This is a genomic window from Pseudomonas sp. F-14 TE3482, assembly GCF_053629455.1.
This window is the reverse complement of sequence record NZ_JBRJII010000001.1, coordinates 5,344,466-5,367,284: the sequence shown is the minus strand read 5'-3', so window position 1 is coordinate 5,367,284 and position 22,819 is coordinate 5,344,466. Positions and strand designations below refer to the sequence as shown.

Below are 22,819 nucleotides of genomic sequence, written 5' to 3'. Positions count from 1 at the left end.
GTTACAGGAACGAGCGGGACAACAAGTTAAGTGGTGCCTCATCTTCACCAGCGACCAATATTACTGCGGACTTGGCGTAGTCAAAAAAGTCGGGACTCAGGAGAGCGTCGAACCCATTCAACAGTTGCGCATCAACGAAAACACTGTGGAATGTTTGCCAGTAATCAGGTTTGCATCCACTTGCACCATGGTCAGATTAACCTCCGCCACATTGGAAAAAACAGATAGGGCGGTCTCGCTAGGTGAAGTCAATTGCTGACTGCATATTTGCGCAATCCAGGGCTCGATCCACTACAAACGACGTTCCAGTGGCCGCTGCTTGCCGAAAGTAAACAATATTCATGCTCCCCAAATCCGCAAAATAGAAGCGCGTTGTTCTCAGTTCCGTAGCGTAGAATTTCCCAAACGCCAGCCCCCACCCGAGACGGAACCTCAATGCAAACCCCCACCACCCACCACCCCCTCTGGCAAACCTACCTCCTGTTCCTCGCCCCCATGGTCCTCTCCAATTTCCTCCAGTCCATGTCCGGCACGATCAACAGCATCTACATCGGCCAGATGCTCGGCACCCAAGCTCTCGCGGCAGTATCAGGCATGTTCCCCGTGGTGTTCTTCTTCATCGCCCTGGTCATCGGACTCGGTGCCGGCGCCGGGGTGTTGATCGGTCAGGCCTGGGGCGCTCGCGAGTTGCATTTGGTGAAGGCTATCGCCGGTTCGACGTTGCTGTTGGGGGCGATGATCGGGTTGGCGGCGGCGGTGTTGGGCAGTGTGTTTGCCCGGCCGGCGTTGCAGGGTTTGGGCACGCCGGTGGATGTGCTGGACGATGCTGTGGCGTATGCGCATGTGATGATGTGGATCTTGCCGTCGCTGTTGGTGTTTGTGTTGTTCACGCAGTTGCTGCGTGGGGTGAGCGATACGGTGTCGCCGTTGTTGGCGCTGGTGGTGTCGACGTGTGTCGGGCTGGCGCTGACGCCGGCGTTGATTCTCGGGTGGTTGGGGCTGCCGCCGATGGGGATTCAGAGTGCGGCGTGGGCGGGGTTGGCGGGTAACTTGGCGGCGATGGGGTGGCTGGCGTGGCGGTTGATTAGCAAGGGGCATCCGTTGGCGCCGGATCGGGAGATGTTTGCGTCGATGCGGCTGGACATGGACATCCTCGGCAAGGTGTTGCGCATCGGGCTGCCGACCGGGTTGCAGATGGTGGTGCTGTCGTTGTCGGAGCTGGTGATTCTGGCGCTGGTGAATCAGCACGGTTCCCAGGCGACAGCGGCGTACGGGGCGGTGACGCAGATCGTCAATTACGTGCAGTTCCCGGCGCTGTCGATTGCGATCACGGCGTCGATTCTCGGTGCGCAGGCGATTGGGGCAGGGCGCATCGAGCGCATGGGGCCGATTTTGCGCACGGGGCTGTTGATCAACGTGTGCCTGACTGGTGGTTTGGTGGTGTTGGGTTACCTGTTGTCGCACTGGTTGCTGGGGTTGTTCCTCACGGATGATTCCACCCGGGCGATGGCCGAACACCTGTTGCACATCATGCTTTGGAGTCTGCTGGTGTTTGGCTTTCAGGCGATTGTCGGCGGCATCATGCGCGCCAGCGGCACGGTGTTGGTGCCGGTGGCGGTTTCGATCGTTTGCGTAGTTGGGGTGCAGTTGCCGGTGGCGTATCTGCTGGATGCGCGCTTTGGGCTGCAAGGTGTGTGGATGGCGTTTCCGGTGGCCTATCTGGGCATGCTGATGTTGCAGACGCTGTATTACAAAATGGTCTGGCAGCATCAGAAGATTGAGCGGTTGGTTTAGGCCTTCGTTTTGCTCAGGGAGAGCGCCATGTCTGTAGAAATTCAGCTTTCGGAAAATGCCTCTGAAGCAGAGCGAATAGGAATTTTGACCCCATTGCTGGCCCATAACCTGGCCAACGGTGGAGACGACGCCTATGAAACTTTTGCTCTGTTGCTACGAGACGCTGACAGCAATGAAGTTATTGGCGGGCTGTACGGCAAGGTCTCTTATCGATGGCTGCTCATCGATCTTATCAGCGTTCCCGAGTCGATGCGTGGTCAGGGTATCGGAGAACGGCTAATGCGCATGGCTGAAGAAGTTGCGCAGAAAAAACACTGCATTGGTATCTGGCTGGAGACCTTCAGCTTTCAGGCTCCCGGGTTTTATCGAAAACTTGGTTACTCCGAATTCGGACGCCTGGCAGACTATCCACCGGGACATATCCGGCTCTATTACCAGAAGTCGTTGTGCTGACCGCGTTTTGGATCTTGGGCCAATAGCTGTGCTTCGTAGCGGGCAGCAATCGGCCCAGAGTGTGTAAAAACACAACTACGCTCAAAGCCCTGTATCAAATTTTTATTTCGTTGTACGTTGAAGCCGCGGGCGGCCTTGAACTGAATGATGACCGTCCCCGGCCACAATACTCGCAAAGGAATGCACATGATCGATGGTCCCGCCGTTTTGACAGTCTTTTTGGTTTACCTGGCCGGTGTCGTTATTCCAGTGCCAAATTTCGTTGCAGTAGTCCACAAAGCGGTAGCTGCTACGCGGTCAGAAGCTTTGGCCTTGGTAGCAGGCATCGTATTGATCAATTTATTCTGGGCCACCTGTGCAATCGCAGGTATCGGCGTTGTATTTGCTGCGTTCCCTTGGGCGGCGCTGATCGTAAAAGTTCTGGGGGCAGCCTATCTGATGTGGTTTGGATTCCGACTGCTTCTCAAGGCCGGGAAGAGCGCGCTTTCCCCCTGTAATAATGCTGTCGTTGGAAACTTTCGGCAGTCATTCATTCAGGGGGTCGTTACGAACATTGGCAACCCTAAATCCATGGCATTCTATGCCGCTATTTTCTCAGCGGCAGCCCCCACCCACGTTTCACCAAGCACGTTTTTATCGATGCTGGCAGTCGTAGTGGTGGTTTCGATGACTTGGTATGGAGTGGTCGCAATCGCTCTTTCGCAACCTGAGATCGCTTCAGCGTATCGAAGGAGGAAAAAAGCTATTGATCGATTATGCGGTGGTTTGATTTTGTCTCTAGGGGTCCGGCAACTGGTTCAATAAGTCTACGATTGAGTATCTATCCAGCCCGAAAACCCTTGCTATGATTTCCGAGGATTTCATCGCAAGGATCGCCCATGAAGCGCTTTATTCAAGGTGAGCATCGCGGCCAAGGCACATTGTTTCCCGAGAGCCTCGACGACTACGTCAGCGATACCAACCCAGTGCGCGTAGTTGATGTTTTTGTCGACGAACTCGACCTGATCAAACTGGGTTTTGACGGCGCTATTCCCGCTGACACAGGCCGTCCTGCTTATCACCCGGCGATCCTGCTGAAGATCTATATCTACGGCTATCTCAACCGCATTCAGTCGAGCCGACGGCTGGAACGAGAAGCCCAACGCAACATTGAGCTGATGTGGCTGACCGGGCGTTTGATGCCGATTTCAAGACCATTGCCAACTTCCGAAAAGACAACAGCAAGGCCATCCGAGGCGTTTGTCGCCAGTTCGTCGTGCTCTGCCAGCAGTTGGGATTGTTTGGAGAAAATCTGGTTGCCATCGATGGCAGTAAATTCAAAGCGGTCAACAATCGTGACCGCAATTTCACCAGCGCCAAACTGAAACGGTGAATGGAAGAAATTGAATCGAGCATCAGCCGTTACCTGGCGGCACTCGATGCTGCCGATCGGCAAGAACCAACAGCTACCGAGCCCAGTGCCGTTCGGCTGGAAGAGAAAATCGCCAAGCTCAAAACTCAAATGAAAGAGCTTCAGGCGATCGAAATCCAGCTCAATGAATCACCGGATAAACAGGTCTCACTGACCGATCCAGACACCCGTTCCATGATGACGCGTGGCACGGGAATCGTCGGCTACAACGTGCAGACAGCGGTCGATACCCAGCACCATTTGATCGTTGCACATGAGGTGACCAATGTCGGCTCCGACCGCGATCAACTCAGCTCGGTGGCCAAGCAAGCCCGCGAGGTGATGGCGTCAGATACGTTGTCGGTAGTGGCTGACCGAGGTTACTTCAAAAGCGAACAAATCCTCGCTTGTCACGATGCAGGTATCACCGCCTACGTGCCCAAGCCGATGACCTCTGGAGCCAAGGCTGACGGGCGTTTCAATAACGATGCCTTCATCTCTGACGTGGCAAAAAACAGCATTGACGTGTTCCAGGTCGCGACCGATGCGGCCCGCAGTATTGACCGTGCGATCGCTCAGCCAACGAACGTCGATTATTCAAGACGATGAGGTCAGAGCGTTTTTACACACTCTGGCCCATTTGCGGCCTGTCGCGTCCACCTTCAAACCCTTTTGCACGTCAACCAGGCACCCCAGAACAGGCTGCTGAAGAAACGCGTAGCGTCCCCGAACCCGGCATCGTTCAACAGTTTTTGAACCGCCGCCTCAGAATGTGGCGGGTCAGCGCCCTGGAGGATTTTTCCCTGCTTGACCTTCACTTCATCCGGGCTGGCTCCGTCCTGCCGCCACCGTTGGCCCCAGGCAGCCAGCAATAGCGGTTGGCTGGCATACGCGTACTGATTTCCCGCGACAATCAGTGGCGCATCGGGTTTCAGACGAGCCCGAATGGAACGTAAAAGCTGGTGCTTGGCATCATCACCTTCGAGATGATGCAGGACACCGATCAAGGTGGCTGCGTCGTAGGACGGGCCTGCTGCCAGGTCTTCAACATGCCCAAGATGCAGGTCCGTTCTTTCAAGCAAGTCGTTGGCCTCCAACTGGTGCTTCGCAGCCTCCAGCATGGGCGCGGATGGATCAACCGCAGTGAAGCGCCAGGCAGGCTCCAGCGTTGCCATCGCAACAATTTCCTGCGCAGTGCCGCCAGCGCCAACCACCAGTACTTTCGCCGAACTTGTATCGCCGAGGCTTGCCGCTAGCATGCACGCAACAAGATCGTGGCAGGCGTCATAGCCTGCTAATGCGATACGACTCTGTCTTCCGTACTCATTGGCCCGATGGGTATCAAATTTTTCAGCTGAGTTGAGCGGTAATGATTTCAAGGCGCTTCTCCATGTCCTTGAATCAAGTTAGGTCATACAGGCTGATAATAAAAATTCATTAATTTTATGCAATACATTCCTATTGGGAATGCATCTTTGGCTCTGAGCTTGCTTGGTCGACCGTCAGCTTTGGTCGATTGCTGGCCGTCGCGGCCCTTCAGACTTGCCCGAAAGCCCGGCTGCTGACCGGTCAATGCAGATAACGAAAACTATGCATGTCAGTCGGAGTATCGGCTTTAATGTCGGTGCAGATTCACCTGCTCACGGCGCTGGATCTCTATAACTTGCGAGATGTGATGCACGCTATCGGTGGGTTTCAGGTTCTGAAGCCCTATCTAAATCAAGGAAGACAAACCCCATTGAAAACAGCTCTCGGCGCCCTGCTTTTAACCTGTCTGACGACCAGCGTTCTCGCTGACGTCAACTCTGTCGGCTTCCAATCCTCCACCCTGTCGGACCCACACAATGAGCGTCCGCTGGAGATGGTCGTCTGGTATCCCAGTACAACGACCGTCACCCCACAGTTGATCGGCGACGATGTGGTGTTTGTCGGTGCTTCTGCGGTTCGCAACGCGCTACCCTCTGCTGGAGAGCACCCATTGGTGGTGCTCTCCCATGGATTCAGAGGCAATTGGAACAATCAGAACTGGTTGGCGAGTGCATTGGCCCATAAGGGTTACATTGTTGCAGCGGTCAACCACCCCGGCACCACGACCCATGATCGCAGCCCGCAAGCGGCGGCGCAGTTATGGCAGCGGCCCATTGACCTGCATCGGGCCATTGAGGCGGTCACCACTCAACCTGAAAAATTTGGCGTGGTCGCAAAGCGTCAAATTGCTGTAGTGGGCCATTCACTCGGCGGCTGGACTGCAATGGAGATCGCCGGTGCTCGTTTCGACCCGGCCCTGTTTGCCCGTGACTGCAAACTCCATCCGCAGTTATCCAGTTGCACCAATTATCAAAAGATCAACCCTGAGAGTACTCCGGCATTAAAGGCTGGTCTGGCCGGCGATTTGCGCGATCAACGCGTCACCGCTGTGGTTTCTTTGGACCTGGGACTCTCGCGCGGGATGACCGATGAGAGCCTTGCGGCACTGCCGGTGCCGGTGCTAGTTATCGCTGCCGGCGCACCATCGGTGGAACTGCCTGCTCAGTTGGAGTCCGCCAACCTGGCCACACGCCTGCCCCAAGCGTCCAGCCGCTATGTCGAGATCAGTGACGCCAGCCATTTCAGCTTCTTGCCGATTTGCAAACCAGGTGCAGTGGCATTGCTCGAAGAGGACATTCCTGGCGATGGCATCATTTGCGGGGATGGCGACAATGCTCGCCCGCGCGAGGTAATCCAACAGCAGGTTACGTCACTGATCACCGAGTTTTTGACGCAGTCCGCGAACAACAAAGTGGAGCTCTAGGATTGCTGGCACTCGGCAACTCAGCAGACCTGAAATTTGCGTAGGAGCGCAATTTTTTTGTCGAATCCAGCCACCTATTACGATCAAAAACGTTTTTACACAGCCTCGGCCAAAAGCTGCCCTTCGCAAAAGACAGCAGTCGGTCAGAAGCGGACAGTCCGCGTCAACGAAATCAGAGGCAATTCAGTTCAGCATCTAACGTGCTGATTAACCCAGCGTTTCTTTCGGAAGTGCACGAACACTAGTTCTAAACGTTCCGTTTCTGTTACGGCTTCTGTTCAGTTGCAAGGGACCGGGGAACAAACCTTCCTCGCCCGGTCGTTAAGGACGAGTGTGTTTGCGTATTTTTAAGTGGAGAACATCGCCCTTATCGCTGGGGTCGGGTAGGTGATTTTGCTGGCCGGTTACTTTTCGATTACAGGTCCTTACACTTAGGGGATGGCGGCGCAGGAGTGTGCGGCAGTTACCCGACGAAGGTGCAATTAAACCCTGCCTTTTCGCCCTCACATTTGCCGGCACCGAGGACAATCTCTTGGACGCAATGAATTCAATCGAGCTCGCAAAGCGCCTGTTAGAAGAAGGATGCAACCCGTCCAAGTATGCCATCGGCTCCCGTGGAGGGGCGTCCGACGCCTTTTATCTGAGCCGCAGGGGCGCGCAGTGGCAGGTTTGTTATACGGAACGAGGTCAAGATTTACAGCCAATCTATATCTCAGACAGTGAGTCCCAAGCATGCGACTTCTTCTTTCAATACATCATGGCAATGCGTCATGACCACTGTGTTGGCTTCTTTAAGTCCAAAGGCAACGCCGTGGCCCTGGACCACGAGCTCAGAGAGCTAGGGGTACTTAGCTGGTCCGATCAAATTCCCTACGGTGGTGAACATGATCCTCGGTACCGAGTCTTTGTCACCGGCAAGGAGATATTCGTGGCCAGAGAAGCCCTTGGCGTAGTGCCGCGACGCGACACTGGTGCTTAATCGGGGAGCAATGGAGCAGTACGAATTGAGGTTGTCTGAATTTCTGTTTTAGGGGGGCGCAACGGAACAGAAGTGCGTTTAGTTCGGATAGCCCGGTTTGAAACAGTGAATGCGCCGCCCCCTTGTGACATCAGTTTCGTTCGAAAAAGTGAAAGCGTTTGGGCATCAGGCCTTGCGTGATTAGACAGGCTGCCACCTATGCGACTGCAACTGATCGAAAGAAGCGCTTCGCAACAGGCAGTAAACGGCCGATTCTATTGAAAAAGTCGGCCATGGATTCCACGGCAGAAAAGTACGCGCTTGAGATTGAAATCTTTACTTTGAACAGAGGATTCCGGGCTCAGATTTCGCGTAGCTGCGAGCAAAAAAGCGTTTTCAGCAGTCAGTACGCGGGCGGTCTGGAAGGACCGACTTTTTCAACACAATCGGCCAAAAGCGGGCAGTGGACAAGATGATGGCAAAGCAAAAGCGTCAGGCTCCCGGGTCGAATTTCCACTTTCTGTGGTATTTCGGACGACTTCCGTAGCAACGGTGTACCGTCAATTCAGCGAGTCTGCTTCGAAGTCCGAATGTGCGCGTTATTTTCGATTTACAGCGAGGGAACGCAATATGATCGGCAATACGCAACCGCACTCCACTTCAGAGTCGTCGCATATTCTCACTCGGCGCAATCTACTCCAGGCTGGCATGGCCGGGATTGCAGTCAGTGTGCTTTCACCTTGGTCGTTATGGGCGGCACCATCGGGCGTCTTGGTTAACGATGTGACGCTGCTCAATCCGATTTGGGTTAATCGCCTGTTCGCACCGCGCACCACCGACGAAATTCAACAGGCGCTTGCTATGTGGTCAGGCCCGGTCAGTATCGGTGGTGGCCGCTATAGCATGGGTGGACAGATTGCCACCGAAGACAGCCTGCACCTCGACATGCGTCAGTTCAATCAGGTAGTCCGTTACTCGCCTGAGAGCAGGGTCATACGCGTGCAAACAGGGATGCGGTGGCGTGACCTGCAGTCGGTCATAGACCCGCACGATCTCTCGATAAAAATCATGCAGAGCTATGCCAACTTCACCGTCGGCGGATCGCTATCGGTCAATGCTCATGGGCGCTATGTCGGCGCTGGCCCGGTAATCAACTCTGTGCGTTCTCTGCAACTGGTGCTCGCCAACGGTTCGGTAGTAGAAGCGTCCCGCACCGAAAATGCCGACTTGTTCCACGCTGCCATCGGTGGCTATGGTGCGCTGGGGGTGATCACTGAGGTCGAACTGGACCTTGCGTCCAACGTCACGATGGAACGTCAGATACACTGCATGTCAGCTGCCGATTACCCGATTTTTTTCAATGACCAAGTCCGCGGGAACAAACAGACTATCCTGCACAACGCCGATCTGGCCCCCCTTACTTTGACCAGGCCACTTCCGTCACCTGGCGCGCCTCGGACAAAGAGCTGACAGTCGCAGAAAGGCTGGTCGCGCCGGGTCAATCGTACAAATTAAACCAGACCCTCATGTGGAGTGTGGCCAAGCTTCCCGGCGGCCCGCTGATTCGCAAGGATGTGATCGATCCACTGCGCTACCTCAACCACCCGGTTGTGCGGCGCAATTACGAGGCCAGTGCGGATGTCGCCTCACTTGGCCCTATCGCAACCCGAAACAGTACTTACGCGTTGCAGGAATATTTTGTGCCGGTGGCACAGTTCAATGCGTTCGTAAAGCAAATGGCCGCCATCCTACAGGCGCACCGCGTTGACGCCGTTAATATCTCCATCCGGCACACTCAGGGCGACCCCGATTCGTTTCTGTCTTGGGCACGCGAAGAAGTGTTTTCCTTCGTACTCTATTACTGGCAACACGTTTCCGTGGTTGACCGCGAGGAAGTCGGCACGTGGACACGCGAACTTATCGACGCCGCACTGTCGCTTGGCGGTACCTATTATCTGCCCTATCAGCTGCATGCGACGCGGGAGCAGTTCTCACGTGCCTACCCCGACGCGCCACGCCTGTTCGCACTCAAGGCGCAATTCGATCCGGACAAGCGATTCCGGAACAAGCTCTGGGACAAGTACTACACGGGGTAGAGCAAGGTCCATGGCAATGGAAACCTGAACCCGATATGGGTGATACCCGTTGTCCATTGAGCATCCGTTATTTGGCAAACTGTGAGGCAGGTCCGGGTCGTCAGCTGCCCTCCGCGAAGGTCAGCTATGGGTCGATTTCGGTCGGTCGTGACAGGCAGAAAACGGCCAAAAGCTGCCCTTCATAGGCGGCTGCGTTCGTCCCCTGTAAACGGCATCTCCAGAGTCTTTGCGATTCGGGCCAATATCTTTGTGCATTTTTCAGAAACAATGAGTGGTGGCTCATTAATCATGTAAAGCAGGTGTTCGAACGCTATTCCAGCCTCGTTGTGATCGACATAATCCAGTACGATTTCACCACCATTCTCTAAACCTGCCTGAGCTAACGCATGGTCATCCGGTACTGGGCCGGTTTGTTCGTATGCAATGGACATCAGCGCGGTGATTTCCTTGAGCGCCTCTATGAAGTCGGTTCTAAAATCGTGGTTATGGCCGCTCACTAAAAACACTCCTTCGATTAAGATAACTTGCGGTCGGCGTGCTTCTGGTCGATAGCGGTGCATCGAGATCGACTGCCAACGATCAAAAACAGTCAATCACCGAGAGCAACCAAGATCAATCAGGCGTCTTTCGCAGTCATGTACTTGCTGAAGTTGTTGATATGGTCGTCGAGATTATCCTCGAGCATCATCCGGTACTGCTCACAAAAATACTTCAACATCGCTTCGCGAGCCTGCGCCATTTTCTCGCCTGATTTGAAGTTGCGAGCGCTCACCCAAGCATTGAATCGAGTGGTGCCAAACATCATCGACGCGCTTACCTTGCCAAGGTCTCCGAACTCCCTAAGCTGCTTGTTCGACAGGTTTATATGCGCGTCTGCACGATCATAGAATGCTTCATCGGTCGCATCTGGCATTGCTGATTACCTTTCAATCATTTTCGGAAATTCCGTAATTGGAACACTTCCCGCATCGGCTAGCTACGAGACGTAAACGATAAATGCCAAGGTTTGACGTCCGCTATTGGCACGAGCCGTTTATCGCGCGGTTGCCCTTCAGCAAGCGTTGAACCTGGCGATAACCTGTTCGGCGACTCACGCGGACTCGAGCGTTTTCCCACCGATCCCTTGGCCCTCTATCGTTGAATGGACTTCCTATGCATCACCGCATCCATGCCGCTTACCATCAAGCGAAGTTTAGCCGTAGCCGCTGTGCCTGGCTGTTTATCGACGATGTACCTATCGAGGAGTGGCTAAACAGTCACCTCGAATACCCCGATCTAGACCTGAACGGTCTTTCATTGATGTGGTTGTTGGACGAGGAAGAAGACGCGCTCGCCCAACGGCGTTTCGCGCCTGCAGAAGACGGCACATCGACGCCGGTTCCGCTGCTGGTCTGCGGCGATGACATGGACTTCGATTGCTTTGTGCTGATGACCGAACAGGTGATTGACGGAGATACTCTGCACTGGCGCCGTTTTGGGTTGAGCGTGTCCAGCGGCCTGGAAGTCGGTATTACCACTCGATGGGACGCCGAGAATCGCCCGATCAGTTTTTCCCTGGCGGAATTTCGCGAGGCGCTGGAGGACTTTTACAGGCTGATGAAAGCCTGAGGGCTGAGTGAATTCTCCTGCCCAAGTCGAAAGTTTTGCCAAAGAGTTATCCGCCATTTCACGAAGTGATCGAACGCCAGGGTGATGAACCGCAAATGAGCAAACTGGGTTGCAAGTGTGGCCATGTGATTACCTATCAGACCGACAGCTCCCCTTTAAGGCGAGCCTGCTTCGCGACGAGGTAGAAAATGAATTCTGGGATGAAGTGCACCGTGAGCTCAAACCTCTGATAGAGGCTGCGGAGTCCGGAGACAAGGCTGCGATAGCTGAGGCATTTGGCGAGTTCGCACCCTGATCAGCGCTTACTGCTGAGCTCCCATTTCTCGCTCGGATCGACCGATCCGCCGGACGGTCTGTTAGTCGTTACGTCTCTGTTCAAGCCGCTTATCAAGCTCGCTTGGCGGCAAGTTCGGCGTCGAGTGAAGCGTCAGCCAGACGGCCCGCAGAATGTTGATCGCGGCCATGTTCAGGTGTTGTTCGGCGGCGTGCAGGGCCAGTTCGGCTGCCAAGCGCTTGTCGGCAGCACTGAGGTGCGCCGTTTTGTGGGTCATGTCCGCATCGACGTTGGCCAACAGCCCCTGGAGTTCCTGCACCGCCTGATCCGATGCCTGACGCATGTCCGCCAGCAGGCGGCTGGCTTCGGTAGGCGTCATGGCCAAGGCGCGGACGCTGCGAAAAGTCAGGCGGGCGGGCAAGGTGGCCAAACTGAAACCCGTCGAAATTAACTTGCCAAACATGCGAACAACTCCTGTAAACGAGTGCTTCAGCAGCGTATCAGAGTAAATCGCAAAAAAATGTCTGCTCATCGCTTGCCAGAATCAATTCTCCGCCTCTTTTTGGTATCAAGCGTCTGATCGTCGTCAGAACCCTCGAACGATGCGCCCATAGGCACTTTGGAGTCGGATTCAGGCAGCCTTGGCAAAGGTGTTGCACCTAGCCGATGTCCAATTTCTCCAATCGAGCCAGGCCTTGTTTGATATGACCGGCGTTTTCACCCATGGTCCACAGTGCACCACGGACATTTCCGCCCACTTCCGTGCCCCTTGCTCCTCAATCAGCAGGGTCAACTCCATAATGGCCGCCTCTAAGGCCTGCTGATTTTCGAACAGCCTTTCCAGTACATCCGACAGTGAATAATCGCTTGGCATGGTGTCGATTCTTTTCGAGAAAGCTCAAGCATAGCAGCGACAGTGCCCCCAATTGGAACCTGCAATAGGTTGATTGGGGTGTGGTCAATTGATGAAGCTGTCACCGGCTACTTTCGACCCGGAGCGGACACTCGTCAACGTCAGCTCAAGGTCGAAAGCTGCTTGCTCCGCTATTGCAGCGGAACATACACATCAGTATGCCATTGATCCTGCGGTGTCTCGGGATAGACGCTCAGGTAATGAAAGAACAGCGGCTGGTCACGAAGTTCCTCTCCACTGGAGGGAAGCCAATCGCGGTAAATCGGATAGATCGTTTCGCCGATGTGATCCGGTGAACCCGCGTGTCGCACCACGACGCAGCGACCGCCAGGAATGACGATCTCGTGCACGCCGAACTCATTCGGCGCCACCGCCTCGTGAATCTCGCCGCAAATTGCGAAGCGGAATGCTTGTGGAGGTGTCGTATCGGGGTTGCCATAGGGAATGCCAAAGGTGCGACTCGATGCCACCGGCGACTGTCCGCTCTGCATGCGCCACTCGATGAACTTGCGCACGCTCTCATTGACGAGCGCGGCTGGTCCGCAGTGCTCAAGCGCTGCCACCCTGATTTCAGGGAATTCCACGATTCGTACTTGCATGATGATAGTCCTGGAAAAGTGAGGGATTGCGAATACCGCATTCCAGACCTGCCAGTTCGGTTCCTTCCTGAACGCACTCGGCGTCATACCGAACGCCCGCCTGAACGCCCTGCAAAATGCCTCGGGACTTTCAAAGCCGGCACCGAGTGCGGCGTCCAGTACCGAGTGATCAGCGAGGGCGGCCAGGCGATGTGCCGCGCGTCGTAGCCGCATCAGTTGCACATAACGTGAGACAGGCACTCCTGCGAACGCGGTGAATTGTCGATGGAAGTGAAACACCGAAAAGTTCGCCACATGGCTCAACGTCTTCACCGACAGGTCACCTTCGAGATGGGCATCAATGTAGGCGAGTACGGTGTTGAAGCGTTTTGCATAAGCGAAGTGGGTCGGCATGTCAGACACTGGGAAAAGGTTCCTGGAAGTACGGTCGGCAATAGAGTCGACTATAACGGCGTGAACGCGCCTAGCCGCGTTTGCTCAAGGTACGTTTTGGGTTGGCCTATGCGACCTTTTCCAAGGCGATGTAAAGGTCAGGGCATTCCAGGTGTCCACTTCTGGCCGTTCTCTGCCAGTCCCGTGAGACAGAAAGCGACCCAATATAGATAGTCCGTGTCGAACGCAACAAACCGTCGGGATGAATTACTCCCCGGATTGCAAGCGCTCGATAGCTTCGAGAAGCTGGCCGTCGAAGTACTCGGTTTCATCTCGTTCCTGATCTTTCATGCGGCGCTTCGCCTCAATGAGCAGGTGTTTGGTCGCGATGTTCTGATTCAAAAAAGTAGCGACCATAAGATCATTCAAACTCTCTAGAGGTGTGTCCCATGCCTCCCTGCAACGCTGAATTAGTCCTGTGGGGGCATCCCCACTCCATGGACCTAAAATATCCGAGACTGCCAGGGTGGAGGTCATGAGCCTGCCTTTGAGAGAAATTGAAGGACTGGTAATTTCGCACGCTCGGGAGATTGGTGAATAGCGAAATCGAATGCCCGCTTCTGGCCGTTCTCTGCCGGTCATGGTCACGAAGCGTGATGGTCAATTCCGATGCAAATGACTGGTCAGGTCGAATGCAAATGGGTGGGCAAGTCTGTGCAATTACCCATTTGCGTATCAAACGCTGCTCTTGAGCCAGTTCTCGAAACGCGTCGGCCCGATGATGGGGTGCTCTCCTGGCGTGAGGGAGTGGTCATCGATGGGCGCGCCGAAGTAGGGGACCGTGTCGTCCGCGTGGGCCTGGCGCGGGTCGTTGGTGTGTTGCAAAAACAGGCGCACGAATTCCACCAGCGGCCAGCGCTCAGGGCCTGCGACCTCCAATGTCTTATTGCTCGGCGCTTGCACGGCGACCTTTGCCAATGCCGTCGCGACATCGACGGCGGCAATCGGTTGTAGCTCGGCGGAGGTCAGGCGGACGGTGTCGCCGTCCTGAACGCCCGAGTGCGAAATCGCCCCGATGAATTCGAAGAACTGCGTGGCCCGCAGGATTGTGTAGGGGATGCCTGAGTCCTTGATGAGTGTTTCCTGCGCCATCTTCGCGCGGAAGTAACCGCTGTCGAGCATGCGCTCGGTGCCCACCACCGACAGGGCGATATGGTGTTTGACGCCGGCGGTTTTCTCGGCGGCGAGCAGGTTACGCCCGCTGGTTTCGAAGAACTCGAGAACGGCAGCGTCTTCGAAGGAGGGCGAGTTGGCCACGTCGACCACCACGTCGGCGCCTTGCAAGGCGGTTTGCAGTCCTTCGCCGGTGAGGACGTTGACGCCGGTGCTGGGTGATGCGGCCAGGGTTTCATGCCCCAGGTCTTGCAGGTTTTTGCACAGGTGTTTGCCGATCAGCCCGGTACCGCCAATGACGACGATTTTCATGACGAGTCTCCCGATGGGATGTCAGTCCCGGACAGATCGAGGGGCTGACGTTGAATCCTGCAACCATTAAAGACCCGCAATGGAATTGCTTCGTGTTGTCCGATAGGTGGTTCGCTCAGACGACGATCGGGTCAACTTGAAAAAATGCAGAGATGCGCACAAAAAGACCGGAAAAACAGATTGGCGGGAATGTTATATTGCCAGCCTTTGTATCCCGTCATGTTTTGAAACATGACGGTGTGTTTGAGGCGACTCAAACAGCTTTTCAGTATCCAGCAGTAAGATTAATAACGCGCCGAGGATCGGGCGCAAGACTTCGTTATGCATGGCAGGAGGCGTTACATGCGTTGTGTTCTTTCACTGCTGATCACGCTGGTCTGCGCCCAGGTGGCATGGGCCGAGCCCACGGCCGAGTTGTCGGAACCGGTGGGCGGCTGGCGCTATCACGGCCTGCTGGACCGTAGTGAAAATCCTCGAGTCGCCTATCCCACGCCTCCCATCGACCGGGGCGTGCAGCGCAATCGCACGATGATCGAAGGCCAGCTCAAAGCCCTCGGCACGCTCCGTCCGCCCCATAGCCTGGCGGTCAACGGCAATCCCCTGAATCTGTACACCGACGACCAAGGGCGTTTTGCCCGGCCATATGCGTTCGGCGCGGGGTCCAACAGCGTCGAAGTGCGCAGTTCCGAGGGCAAGTCGCTCAAGCGCGTTCAATTCTACGAAGCCAACAACCTGCGCACGCCGGCGCGCATTCGCGTGGTGCTGGGTTGGGACGATCCCAAGGCTGAACTCGACCTGCACATCATTACCCCCGACGGCCAGCATGCGTTCTGGGCTCGCCCGGCGATGAGCAATGGCGGCGGCCTGGACCCGGACGGGGTCGATGGCCCCGGCCCGGAAATGTTCACCATGACCGCGCCGATGCATGGCACTTATCTGGTTTACGTGAACTATTGGGGCAACTTCGGCAGCGGCGGCTATAACTTCGATGAGACCAGCAACCAGAACGAGGTGATCACCTCGCAAATCAATCTGGTGCTCAACGAAAACACCGTCGACGAAAAACGCGAGACCTTCATCGTGCCTTTGCGAGCGATCGGCGACCTGCTGCTGGTCAAGACTTTCAACTATTAAACATCCCGCACCACGGATGAATTGGGTTTGTGAACATGAGTGATAACACTGTTTCCCCGGGCGTTTCGCCAGCCGCCAACACTTCCCGTCGCTGGCCGGCGCTGGTCATCGGGCTGTGCCTGGTGGCCGGCGTGGCGGGCGGGTTGGGGTGGTTCCTGAACAAACCCAAGGCTCCGCCTGCGGAACTGGCCAGTGACAAACTGGGTATGAGCCGGCCGGACGGTTTGCTCGAAACCCACTCCCTGAGCCAGTTGCCCAAGGATCTGCTGGCGGTGCCGTTTCTCAAGGAAACCCTGACCGAAGATTTCGTCTTCTATTACCAGGCCCACGCCGACCGCCTCGGTTTGATCGGCAGTCTGCGGCGGATCATTTATGAACATGACCTGAAATTGCAGGACAGCCTGATCGAGCAGCTGTTCGATCAACCGGCGGACGTGGCGCTGTGGCGCGGGGCGGATGGGCGTCTCAAGGATTTCCTGTTGGTGATGGATCGCGGCGGGCTGGCCAAGGTGCTGGAGCCGCTGGCGAAAGTGGCGCTGGGTGATACGCAGCTGAGCAAGCTGGCTGAAATCAAGGTCGCCGGCGATGTGGTGCCGCTTTATCAACTCACCTACAACAACAGCAAAGCGCTGCTGTTCGCCTCTCATGGCGACAAACTGGTGGTGCTGTCCAATCCGGCCAAGCTTTATGACGCCGGCCACGGTCCAGTCGACGAACCCGGCATGGTCTCGACCGAATCGCTGGAAGCACTGCTCGGCGGCCAGAAACTGTTCCCTGAAGCCTTCGGCCTGCAACCCCGAGCGCCCGAGGTGAAGCAACGCCTCTCGGTCAACTCCAGCGTCCTGGCCATGGGTTACCAGCGCTTCATCCCGAATTTCGCCGGCCTGCGTTTCGACATGGACGACAAGGGCTGGCACAGCTTCCTCGCCATGGACGAACTGGAAAACCAGCCAGACTTCGACTTCAAACCGATCTGGCAAGCCATGCCGATGGGCGCCAGCGCCTGCGTGACCTTGCCGCTGGCCGCCGAGCAACAGAAACCGCTGTTGGTGAAACTCGGCGCCGACGACGCCGTGGCCCAAGCCCTGACCGAACACATGGCCGGTGCCGCCGGACTGTGCTGGTACGCCGATTCGCGGCTGTACACGCCGCTGCTGGTGGCCAGCCTGAATGACGATGACAGCGCCAAACTCGACGGCGACCTGGGCAACCTGTTCGGCTCGATGGTCGGCGCCTATGAAGGCAACGTCGCCGAGCACGCGTTCCCGGTGGTCGAGAAACAGGAAGGCCAGACCCATCAGTGGCAGCGCCAGGTCAGCTCCAATTTCGGCCCCTATAAAGCCAAGGATGCCGAGCAACCGGACGCGATCACCGGCAAAGCCTTTATGCGCGTCAGCCTGGCTCGCCACGGTTCGACGCTGCTGTTCTCCCTTGACGACAAACTGGTCGACAAAGCCCTCGGCACCCTCGACAAACGCTTCCCGCCCATGGCTGACGTCGTGCCGAAAGACCTGCTGATGCCGATCTATTTCGGCCCGGACTCCATGGCGCAACTGATGCAACAGGAAACCCTCGACAGCCTGCCGCAAGACATGGAGCCGGTGTTCTACAACGCCGCGCAAACCTACCTGATCCCGAAACTGCGCACCCTCGGCGGCTATGGCAAATATGCCCTGACCTTGCCCAAAGGCAGCGAGCCCGACGGCCACTGGCAATGGCTGCCGCTGGAGTGGAAAGCCCTGTGACAGCACTTATCCGAGGCCTCGGCCTGCTGGCGTTGCTGCTGGGGACCCGCACCTTTGCCAGCGAAGCCGCAGCGCTCGACCCGCAGCAATCCCAGGTATTCCGCGCCTGGTTCGTGCGCATCGCCCAGGAACAACTGACCCAAGGCCCGAGCCCGCGCTGGTATCAGCAGGACTGCGCCGGGCTGGTGCGGTTTGCCGCCAACGAAGCGCTGAAAGTCCATGACGATAAATGGCTGCGCAGCAATGGCCTGTCCAATCGCTACCTGCCGCCGGAACTGCAACTGAGCGACGCCCAACGCAGCCTTGCCCAGCAATGGCAGCAGGGCGGCGGCAAGGTCGGGCCCTACGTCAACGCGATCAAACTGATTCAGTTCAACAGTCATCTGGTCGGCCGCGATCTGGCCCAGGCCCGGCCCGGCGACTTGATGTTTTTCGATCAAGGCGACGACCAGCACCTGATGATCTGGATGGGCCGCTTCATCGCCTATCACACCGGCACTACCACCCCCAATGACAACGGCATGCGCTCCGCAAGCCTGCAACAACTCATGACATGGAAGGACACCCGATGGATACCCGACGCAGCCAACCCCAACTTCATCGGCGTCTATCGACTGAACTTCCTCTCCCAATGATCGGTGCCCGCATGCTGCGCATTTGCTCTCGAATTCCATTGCTGCTGGCCCTTCTGGCGCCTTTAGCCACGGTCAACGCCGAAGACACCGTCGAGCCAAGCGGCTATACGCCGGTGGCCGGTGAAAGTTTTTTCCTGCTGGCCGACAGCAGTTTCGCCAGCGACGAACAGGCGATGGTTCGCCTCGAAGCGCCGGGCCGCGATTACCGCCGGTTCCGCATGGAGCCTTACGGCGGCGCGGACATTCGTGTGTATCGCATCGACAAGCCGCTGGATTTCCTCAAGCGCCAGAAGAACCTGCACCGCGTGGTCAGCGATGGCCAGTTCAAGGGCGAGGGCCTGTCGAACACCCTCGCGTACCTGTGGGACAACTGGTACCGCAAATCCCGTCGGGTGATGCAGCGGGCGTTTTCCTACGAATCGCGTAAACAAGTCACCGAGGAAGTGCCGGAACTGAAGATGGGCACCGCCATCGCCGCGCCAACGCCTTACGACGCACAGCCGCAATTCGCCCTGATTCCGGGCCTGCCGGTGGTCAGCCAATTCCGTTATCCGCTGTGGCAAGCCAAACCGATCCAGCCGCCTCCAGGGGTTAACCTGGCCGGTTCTTCCAGCGAGTTCGTCAGTGTCTCGCCGGGCAACGTGTACATCCCGTTGGGCAACCTGAAGCCGGGCCTGTATCTGGTGGAAGCGCTGATCGGTAAATACCGCGCGACCACCATGGTTTTCGTCTCCAACACCGTGGCCGTGAGCAAGATTGCTGGCGATGAATTGCTGGTGTGGGCCGCGCGCAAACACGAAGGCAGTTCGGTGCCCAAGGTCAATGTGCTGTGGACCGACGGCCTGGGCGTGATGAGCAGTGGCGCGACTGACGCCGACGGTTTGCTGCGTCTGAAACACGTCAGCCCCGAGCGTTCGTTCGTGATTGGCGAAGACGAAGAGGGCGGGGTGTTCGTCTCCGAGAACTTCTACTACGACAGCGAAATCTACGACACCAAACTCTATGCGTTCACCGACCGGCCGCTGTATCGGCCGGGGGATTGGGTGTCGCTGAAAATCGTCGGCCGCGAGTTCAAGAACGCCCGGGATTCTGTGGCACCGACTGCTGGCGACGTGAATGTGACTGTGCTCGATGCCACGGGCACGGCGCTGCAATCGTTGGCGCTGAAGCTTGATTCCAAGGCCGGTACTCAGGGCCGTTTCCAGTTGCCGGACAACGCCGTGGCTGGCGGCTATGAGCTGCGTTTCAGCTACAAGGATCAGGCCTACAGCAGCGCCTTCCGTGTCGCTGAATACATCAAGCCGCACTTCGAAATTTCCCTGAACCTGGCCAAGCAGGATTACCGCACCGGCGAACCGGTGAAAGGCAGTCTGGTGCTGTTGTACCCGGACGGCAAACCAGTGGCCAACGCCAAGTTGAGCCTGAGCCTGCGCGCCCAGCAACTGTCGATGGTCGATAACGAGCTGCAATACCTCGGGCAATTCCCGGTGGAGCTGACCAGCGCCGAACTGACCACCGATTCCAAGGGCAACGCCAGCCTCGACCTGCCCGCCGCCGAGAAACCGAGCCGCTACATGCTCACCGTGTTCGCCAGCGATGGCGCGGCGTACCGGGTCAAGACCACCAAGGAAATCCTCATCGATCGCGGTGCCGCCAGCTTCCGCCTGAGCGCGCCGCAACGGTTCAGCGCGGTGGGCGGCAAGGTTGCCTTCAGCTATGCCAACGAAGGTGGCAGCGAGCAGAGCAAAGCGGTCAACCCGAGCAGCTACAGCTGGGTGCGACTTGAAGATCAAACCACTGGCGAAGGTAAACTCACCGCCAAAGATAAAGGCTTCACCCTGGCCTTCGACCGTCCGGGCACTTACAACCTGACGTTGAAAGATGATCACGGCCGCGTGCTTGGCGCGACCGGTCATTCGGTCACCGGTGACGGCGTCAAAGCCGTGCCCGGCACCGTGGAAATCGTCCTTGATAAACCCGAGTACAAGGCCGGCGACGAAGCCCTCGCGTTGATCACTTTCCCCGAGCCGATTATCGATGCGCTGTTGTCGCTGGAACGCGACAAGGTCGAGGCCACGGCGCTGCTGTCCAAGGGCAGCGACTGGCTGAAGATGGAAAAACTCAGCGACACCCAATATCGCGCGCGCATCCTGGTGAAGGACACCTTCGCGCCGAACCTGACCTTCTCTGTGCTCTACACCAAGGGCGGTCAGTACAGCTTCCAGAACGCCGGGATCAAGGTGATCGCGCCGCAAATCGATGTGGCGATCACCACCGACAAAGAGGCGTATCAACCAGGGGATACGGTTACCGTCGATCTCGCTACGCAGTTCGCCGGCAAAGCCATTCCGGCGCACCTGACGGTCAGTGTCGTGGACGAGATGGTCTACGCCCTGCAACCGGAAGTCGCGCCGACCATCGACCAGTTCTTCTATCACCCACGCCGCAACAACGTGCGCACCAGCGCCAGTTTGTCGTTCATCAGCTACGACGTGGCATTGCCGGGCAGCCCAGGCGCGCCGGGCAAAGCCAACCGCAGCGAGCGTGGCGTGAAAGTGCTGGAGCGGCCGCGTCGCGAAGACGTCGACACCGCCGCGTGGCAGCCTGAATTGATCACCGATGAGAATGGTAAAACCCGCTTTACCTTCAAAATGCCGGACTCGCTGACCCGCTGGCGCATCACCGCCCGGGCCATCGCCGATGACGGCCAGGTCGGGCAGAAGAAGCAGTTCGTGCGCTCGGAAAAACCGCTGTACCTGAAGTGGAGCGGCCCGACCAAATTCCGCAACAGCGACAAACCGGATCTCGGTGTGTTCGCTTTCAGCCAGGCCGAGAAACCGGTCAAGGCTGAGCTGGTGATTCATTACGCGGGCGCCGAGCAACGGGTGCCGGTCACGTTGAACAACGGCATCAACTACATCGCATTGCCGGCGTTCACAGTGGCCAATGGCGAGTGGACTGCCGAACTGGTGCAGGACGGCAAAACCGCTGATGCCCTGGCCGTGCGCCTGACCGCGACCGGCGAAGGCTGGCAGGTAACGCAAAGCCAAAGCCTGGACGTGGCCAGCGGTGATACGCCGCTGACCTTGCCGGCGGACGCCACGGATATTCGCCTGCGTCTGGATGACAGCCCGCAAGCGCTGTTTCGTTCGGCCCTCGATGATCTGCTGAGCTATCCGTACGGCGGCGTCGAACAGACCGCCAGTCGTTTGCTGCCATTGAGCATCGCTTATCCGACCTTATCGTCGAACCCGCAGATCCGCGATCGCTTGCGCTTGATCATGCAGAACAGCCGTCTGCGGCTGGTGCAAATGGCCGGCCCGTCGGCGAGCTTCACCTGGTGGGGCTTTGACGGTGAGCCGGATGCGTTCCTCACCGCCTATGCCTATTACGCCGACTGGCACGCCAGCAAAGCGCTGGAACTGAGCCTGCCGCCGGAGCATTGGCAGCGGGTGCTGGAGGTGTACGCGAAGCAGTCGCAGAACACGCCGCTGTTGCAGCGGGCGTTGATTCTGTCGTTTGCCAAGCAGATGCAATTGCCGGTGAACACGCTGCTCAGCGGTTTGATCGATGACCTGGTGAAAGCCGGCGAAGGTCATGGGGCGAGCGTGATGGACGACGGCGAAGAGAGCCTGGTCATGAGCGATCCGGATTCGGCGTTGGGGCTGGCCAGTGCTCGGCTGTTGACTGCCTCTTTGGCGCGTCAGGCCAAGGTCAATCTGCCGGAGGCGTTCAATCGTCAACTGGACGCAGCGCAACAACAAGTGGCCGCTAGCTCCCAGCCGTTTGTCGAAGCGTTGAACCTGTCGCTGCAAGCCTTCGATCAGGCTCACGCTCAAGCGCTGTTGCAACGCCTGTTGCCACAGCAATCGACCCTGGAACGCGCCTTGGCGCTGACCTGGCTGCAACGCAGCATCGAACAGGCCTCGCCCACCATCGCACTGGCACCGGGTGAAGGCTGGAAGAAAAAGTATGGTGATACCGGTGAGATGTATTGGACGTGGCAGGGTGCTGCGCCCGTGCCGACAGTGTTGTCGCTGACTGGGGAGCAAGAGCGCCCGCTTCGCGCTGCGTTGAGCTTCCAGAGCAAGCAACCGCCGTTGAGCCCGATGGCCGTGACCATCACCCGTCGTCTGTCGCGTCTGGTGCCGGGTGATGAAGCGTTCGAGTTCAAACTCGAAGCGGTCGGGACCAAACCGTTGTCCAGCGACAGCCTGTACCTGGACGAAGTGATCATCACCAGCAAGGCTGCGAAACCGCTGCGCTACGGCATGCTCGAAGTGCCGCTGCCACCGGGTGCGGACGTCGAGCGTACCACGTGGGGCATCAAGCTGATGGGCAAGGCCGGCACCGAGCCGACCGCGCTGGAGAAGGCCCGTTTCGAACCGGGGCAAATGGCTTACGCGATCCCGGTGGATGCCTTGAGCGGTGAATTGCGCCTGCGTCATCTGGTGCGTTTCTCGCAAAAGGGTCAGTTCAACCTGCCGCCGGTGCGTTTCACCCAGGTCTATGCGCCACAGCATCAGGCTCTGGAACAGAAACCGGCACTCGGTCAGGTCACGGTCCACTGAC

Annotated in this window: 19 protein-coding genes and 2 pseudogenes; 13 read left to right on the top strand and 8 right to left on the bottom strand. The window is 57.3% G+C overall.

The features are described from left to right. Positions 1–435 precede the first annotated feature (435 nt). From AB7M26_RS24125 to AB7M26_RS24110, 4 genes and pseudogenes are all read left to right on the top strand, one after another. On the top strand, positions 436–1,794 hold the full coding sequence (locus tag AB7M26_RS24125) for an MATE family efflux transporter (RefSeq protein ID WP_123493951.1): 1,359 nt from the start codon (positions 436–438) through the stop codon (positions 1,792–1,794). Positions 1,795–1,821: 27 nt separating this feature from the next. Then, on the top strand, positions 1,822–2,247 hold the full coding sequence (locus AB7M26_RS24120; RefSeq protein ID WP_123493953.1) for a GNAT family N-acetyltransferase: 426 nt from the start codon (positions 1,822–1,824) through the stop codon (positions 2,245–2,247). 186 nt (positions 2,248–2,433) lie between these two features. Beyond that, positions 2,434–3,051, top strand: a complete 618-nt coding sequence (locus AB7M26_RS24115) for a LysE family translocator (protein ID WP_123493955.1) — start codon at positions 2,434–2,436, stop codon at positions 3,049–3,051. A gap of 74 nt (positions 3,052–3,125) precedes the next feature. Continuing rightward, positions 3,126–4,153 (top strand): annotated as a pseudogene (locus AB7M26_RS24110) (IS1182 family transposase); the annotation flags it as partial. 146 nt (positions 4,154–4,299) lie between these two features. Here AB7M26_RS24110 and AB7M26_RS24105 read toward each other — a convergent pair. After that, positions 4,300–5,016, bottom strand: a complete 717-nt coding sequence (locus AB7M26_RS24105) for a class I SAM-dependent methyltransferase (protein WP_123493957.1) — start codon at positions 5,014–5,016, stop codon at positions 4,300–4,302. A gap of 359 nt (positions 5,017–5,375) precedes the next feature. Here AB7M26_RS24105 and AB7M26_RS24100 point away from each other — a divergent pair, with 359 nt between their 5' ends. The 4 genes from AB7M26_RS24100 to AB7M26_RS24085 all read left to right on the top strand — a co-directional run bounded on the left by AB7M26_RS24100 (position 5,376) and on the right by AB7M26_RS24085 (position 9,482). Then, on the top strand, positions 5,376–6,428 hold the full coding sequence (locus AB7M26_RS24100; RefSeq protein WP_123494364.1) for an alpha/beta hydrolase family protein: 1,053 nt from the start codon (positions 5,376–5,378) through the stop codon (positions 6,426–6,428). A gap of 454 nt (positions 6,429–6,882) precedes the next feature. Beyond that, positions 6,883–7,407, top strand: coding sequence for an SPOR domain-containing protein (locus AB7M26_RS24095; RefSeq protein WP_123493959.1), 525 nt, complete (start codon positions 6,883–6,885; stop codon positions 7,405–7,407). A gap of 609 nt (positions 7,408–8,016) precedes the next feature. Next, a complete protein-coding gene (locus tag AB7M26_RS24090) occupies positions 8,017–8,856 on the top strand; it encodes an FAD-binding oxidoreductase (RefSeq protein WP_259698653.1) in 840 nt (279 codons plus the stop codon). A gap of 65 nt (positions 8,857–8,921) precedes the next feature. After that, positions 8,922–9,482, top strand: coding sequence for an FAD-binding oxidoreductase (locus AB7M26_RS24085; RefSeq protein WP_259698654.1), 561 nt, complete (start codon positions 8,922–8,924; stop codon positions 9,480–9,482). Between the two features lie 179 nt (positions 9,483–9,661). Here the strand turns inward: AB7M26_RS24085 and AB7M26_RS24080 are convergent, their stop codons facing one another. Then, a complete protein-coding gene (locus AB7M26_RS24080) occupies positions 9,662–9,979 on the bottom strand; it encodes a hypothetical protein (RefSeq protein ID WP_123493961.1) in 318 nt (105 codons plus the stop codon). Between the two features lie 119 nt (positions 9,980–10,098). Continuing rightward, entirely contained in the window at positions 10,099–10,395 is a 297-nt protein-coding gene (locus AB7M26_RS24075) for a DUF3144 domain-containing protein (protein ID WP_123493963.1), read from the bottom strand. A 239-nt stretch (positions 10,396–10,634) separates the two neighbouring features. Between AB7M26_RS24075 and AB7M26_RS24070 the strand changes: the two genes are divergently transcribed. Next, positions 10,635–11,090, top strand: a complete 456-nt coding sequence (locus AB7M26_RS24070) for a hypothetical protein (protein WP_123493965.1) — start codon at positions 10,635–10,637, stop codon at positions 11,088–11,090. 356 nt (positions 11,091–11,446) lie between these two features. Here AB7M26_RS24070 and AB7M26_RS24065 read toward each other — a convergent pair whose 3' ends face one another. The 5 genes and pseudogenes from AB7M26_RS24065 to AB7M26_RS24045 form a co-directional block, all read right to left on the bottom strand. Beyond that, a complete protein-coding gene (locus AB7M26_RS24065) occupies positions 11,447–11,827 on the bottom strand; it encodes a hypothetical protein (protein WP_429386499.1) in 381 nt (126 codons plus the stop codon). Positions 11,828–12,023: 196 nt separating this feature from the next. Continuing rightward, positions 12,024–12,238, bottom strand: a pseudogene (locus tag AB7M26_RS24060) (hypothetical protein). A gap of 170 nt (positions 12,239–12,408) precedes the next feature. Beyond that, positions 12,409–13,278: an AraC family transcriptional regulator gene (locus AB7M26_RS24055; RefSeq protein WP_123493969.1), complete on the bottom strand. Its 870-nt coding sequence runs from the start codon at positions 13,276–13,278 to the stop codon at positions 12,409–12,411. Positions 13,279–13,515: 237 nt separating this feature from the next. Beyond that, entirely contained in the window at positions 13,516–13,785 is a 270-nt protein-coding gene (locus AB7M26_RS24050) for a hypothetical protein (protein ID WP_007985568.1), read from the bottom strand. 198 nt (positions 13,786–13,983) lie between these two features. Continuing rightward, positions 13,984–14,733, bottom strand: coding sequence for an SDR family oxidoreductase (locus tag AB7M26_RS24045; protein ID WP_429386496.1), 750 nt, complete (start codon positions 14,731–14,733; stop codon positions 13,984–13,986). Between the two features lie 342 nt (positions 14,734–15,075). On the opposite strand from AB7M26_RS24045, the gene AB7M26_RS24040 reads away from it, so the two are divergent. Genes AB7M26_RS24040 through AB7M26_RS24025 form a run of 4 tightly spaced genes read left to right on the top strand, consistent with a single transcriptional unit; the run spans position 15,076 to position 22,818 of the window. Further along, a complete protein-coding gene (locus AB7M26_RS24040) occupies positions 15,076–15,867 on the top strand; it encodes a YfaP family protein (RefSeq protein ID WP_008008415.1) in 792 nt (263 codons plus the stop codon). A gap of 35 nt (positions 15,868–15,902) precedes the next feature. Then, positions 15,903–17,612: a DUF2138 domain-containing protein gene (locus AB7M26_RS24035; protein WP_123493972.1), complete on the top strand. Its 1,710-nt coding sequence runs from the start codon at positions 15,903–15,905 to the stop codon at positions 17,610–17,612. Continuing rightward, a complete protein-coding gene (locus AB7M26_RS24030; RefSeq protein ID WP_429386492.1) occupies positions 17,582–18,247 on the top strand; it encodes a DUF1175 domain-containing protein in 666 nt (221 codons plus the stop codon). Before AB7M26_RS24035 ends, AB7M26_RS24030 begins: the two co-directional genes overlap by 31 nt. Next, entirely contained in the window at positions 18,244–22,818 is a 4,575-nt protein-coding gene (locus AB7M26_RS24025; RefSeq protein ID WP_123493974.1) for an alpha-2-macroglobulin family protein, read from the top strand. Before AB7M26_RS24030 ends, AB7M26_RS24025 begins: the two co-directional genes overlap by 4 nt. Position 22,819: the final 1 nt, after the last annotated feature.

Bases quoted from the DNA above. Each gene is read 5' to 3' on its own strand.
- AB7M26_RS24125 (WP_123493951.1), top strand. From the start codon at position 436: ATGCAAACCCCCACCACCCACCACCCCCTCTGGCAAACCTACCTCCTG.
- AB7M26_RS24120 (WP_123493953.1), top strand. From the start codon at position 1,822: ATGTCTGTAGAAATTCAGCTTTCGGAAAATGCCTCTGAAGCAGAGCGA.
- AB7M26_RS24115 (WP_123493955.1), top strand. From the start codon at position 2,434: ATGATCGATGGTCCCGCCGTTTTGACAGTCTTTTTGGTTTACCTGGCC.
- AB7M26_RS24090 (WP_259698653.1), top strand. From the start codon at position 8,017: ATGATCGGCAATACGCAACCGCACTCCACTTCAGAGTCGTCGCATATT.
- AB7M26_RS24075 (WP_123493963.1), bottom strand. From the start codon at position 10,395: ATGCCAGATGCGACCGATGAAGCATTCTATGATCGTGCAGACGCGCAT.
- AB7M26_RS24070 (WP_123493965.1), top strand. From the start codon at position 10,635: ATGCATCACCGCATCCATGCCGCTTACCATCAAGCGAAGTTTAGCCGT.
- AB7M26_RS24065 (WP_429386499.1), bottom strand. From the start codon at position 11,827: ATGTTTGGCAAGTTAATTTCGACGGGTTTCAGTTTGGCCACCTTGCCC.
- AB7M26_RS24050 (WP_007985568.1), bottom strand. From the start codon at position 13,785: ATGACCTCCACCCTGGCAGTCTCGGATATTTTAGGTCCATGGAGTGGG.
- AB7M26_RS24045 (WP_429386496.1), bottom strand. From the start codon at position 14,733: ATGAAAATCGTCGTCATTGGCGGTACCGGGCTGATCGGCAAACACCTG.
- AB7M26_RS24040 (WP_008008415.1), top strand. From the start codon at position 15,076: ATGCGTTGTGTTCTTTCACTGCTGATCACGCTGGTCTGCGCCCAGGTG.
- AB7M26_RS24035 (WP_123493972.1), top strand. From the start codon at position 15,903: ATGAGTGATAACACTGTTTCCCCGGGCGTTTCGCCAGCCGCCAACACT.
- AB7M26_RS24030 (WP_429386492.1), top strand. From the start codon at position 17,582: ATGGCTGCCGCTGGAGTGGAAAGCCCTGTGACAGCACTTATCCGAGGC.
- AB7M26_RS24025 (WP_123493974.1), top strand. From the start codon at position 18,244: ATGATCGGTGCCCGCATGCTGCGCATTTGCTCTCGAATTCCATTGCTG.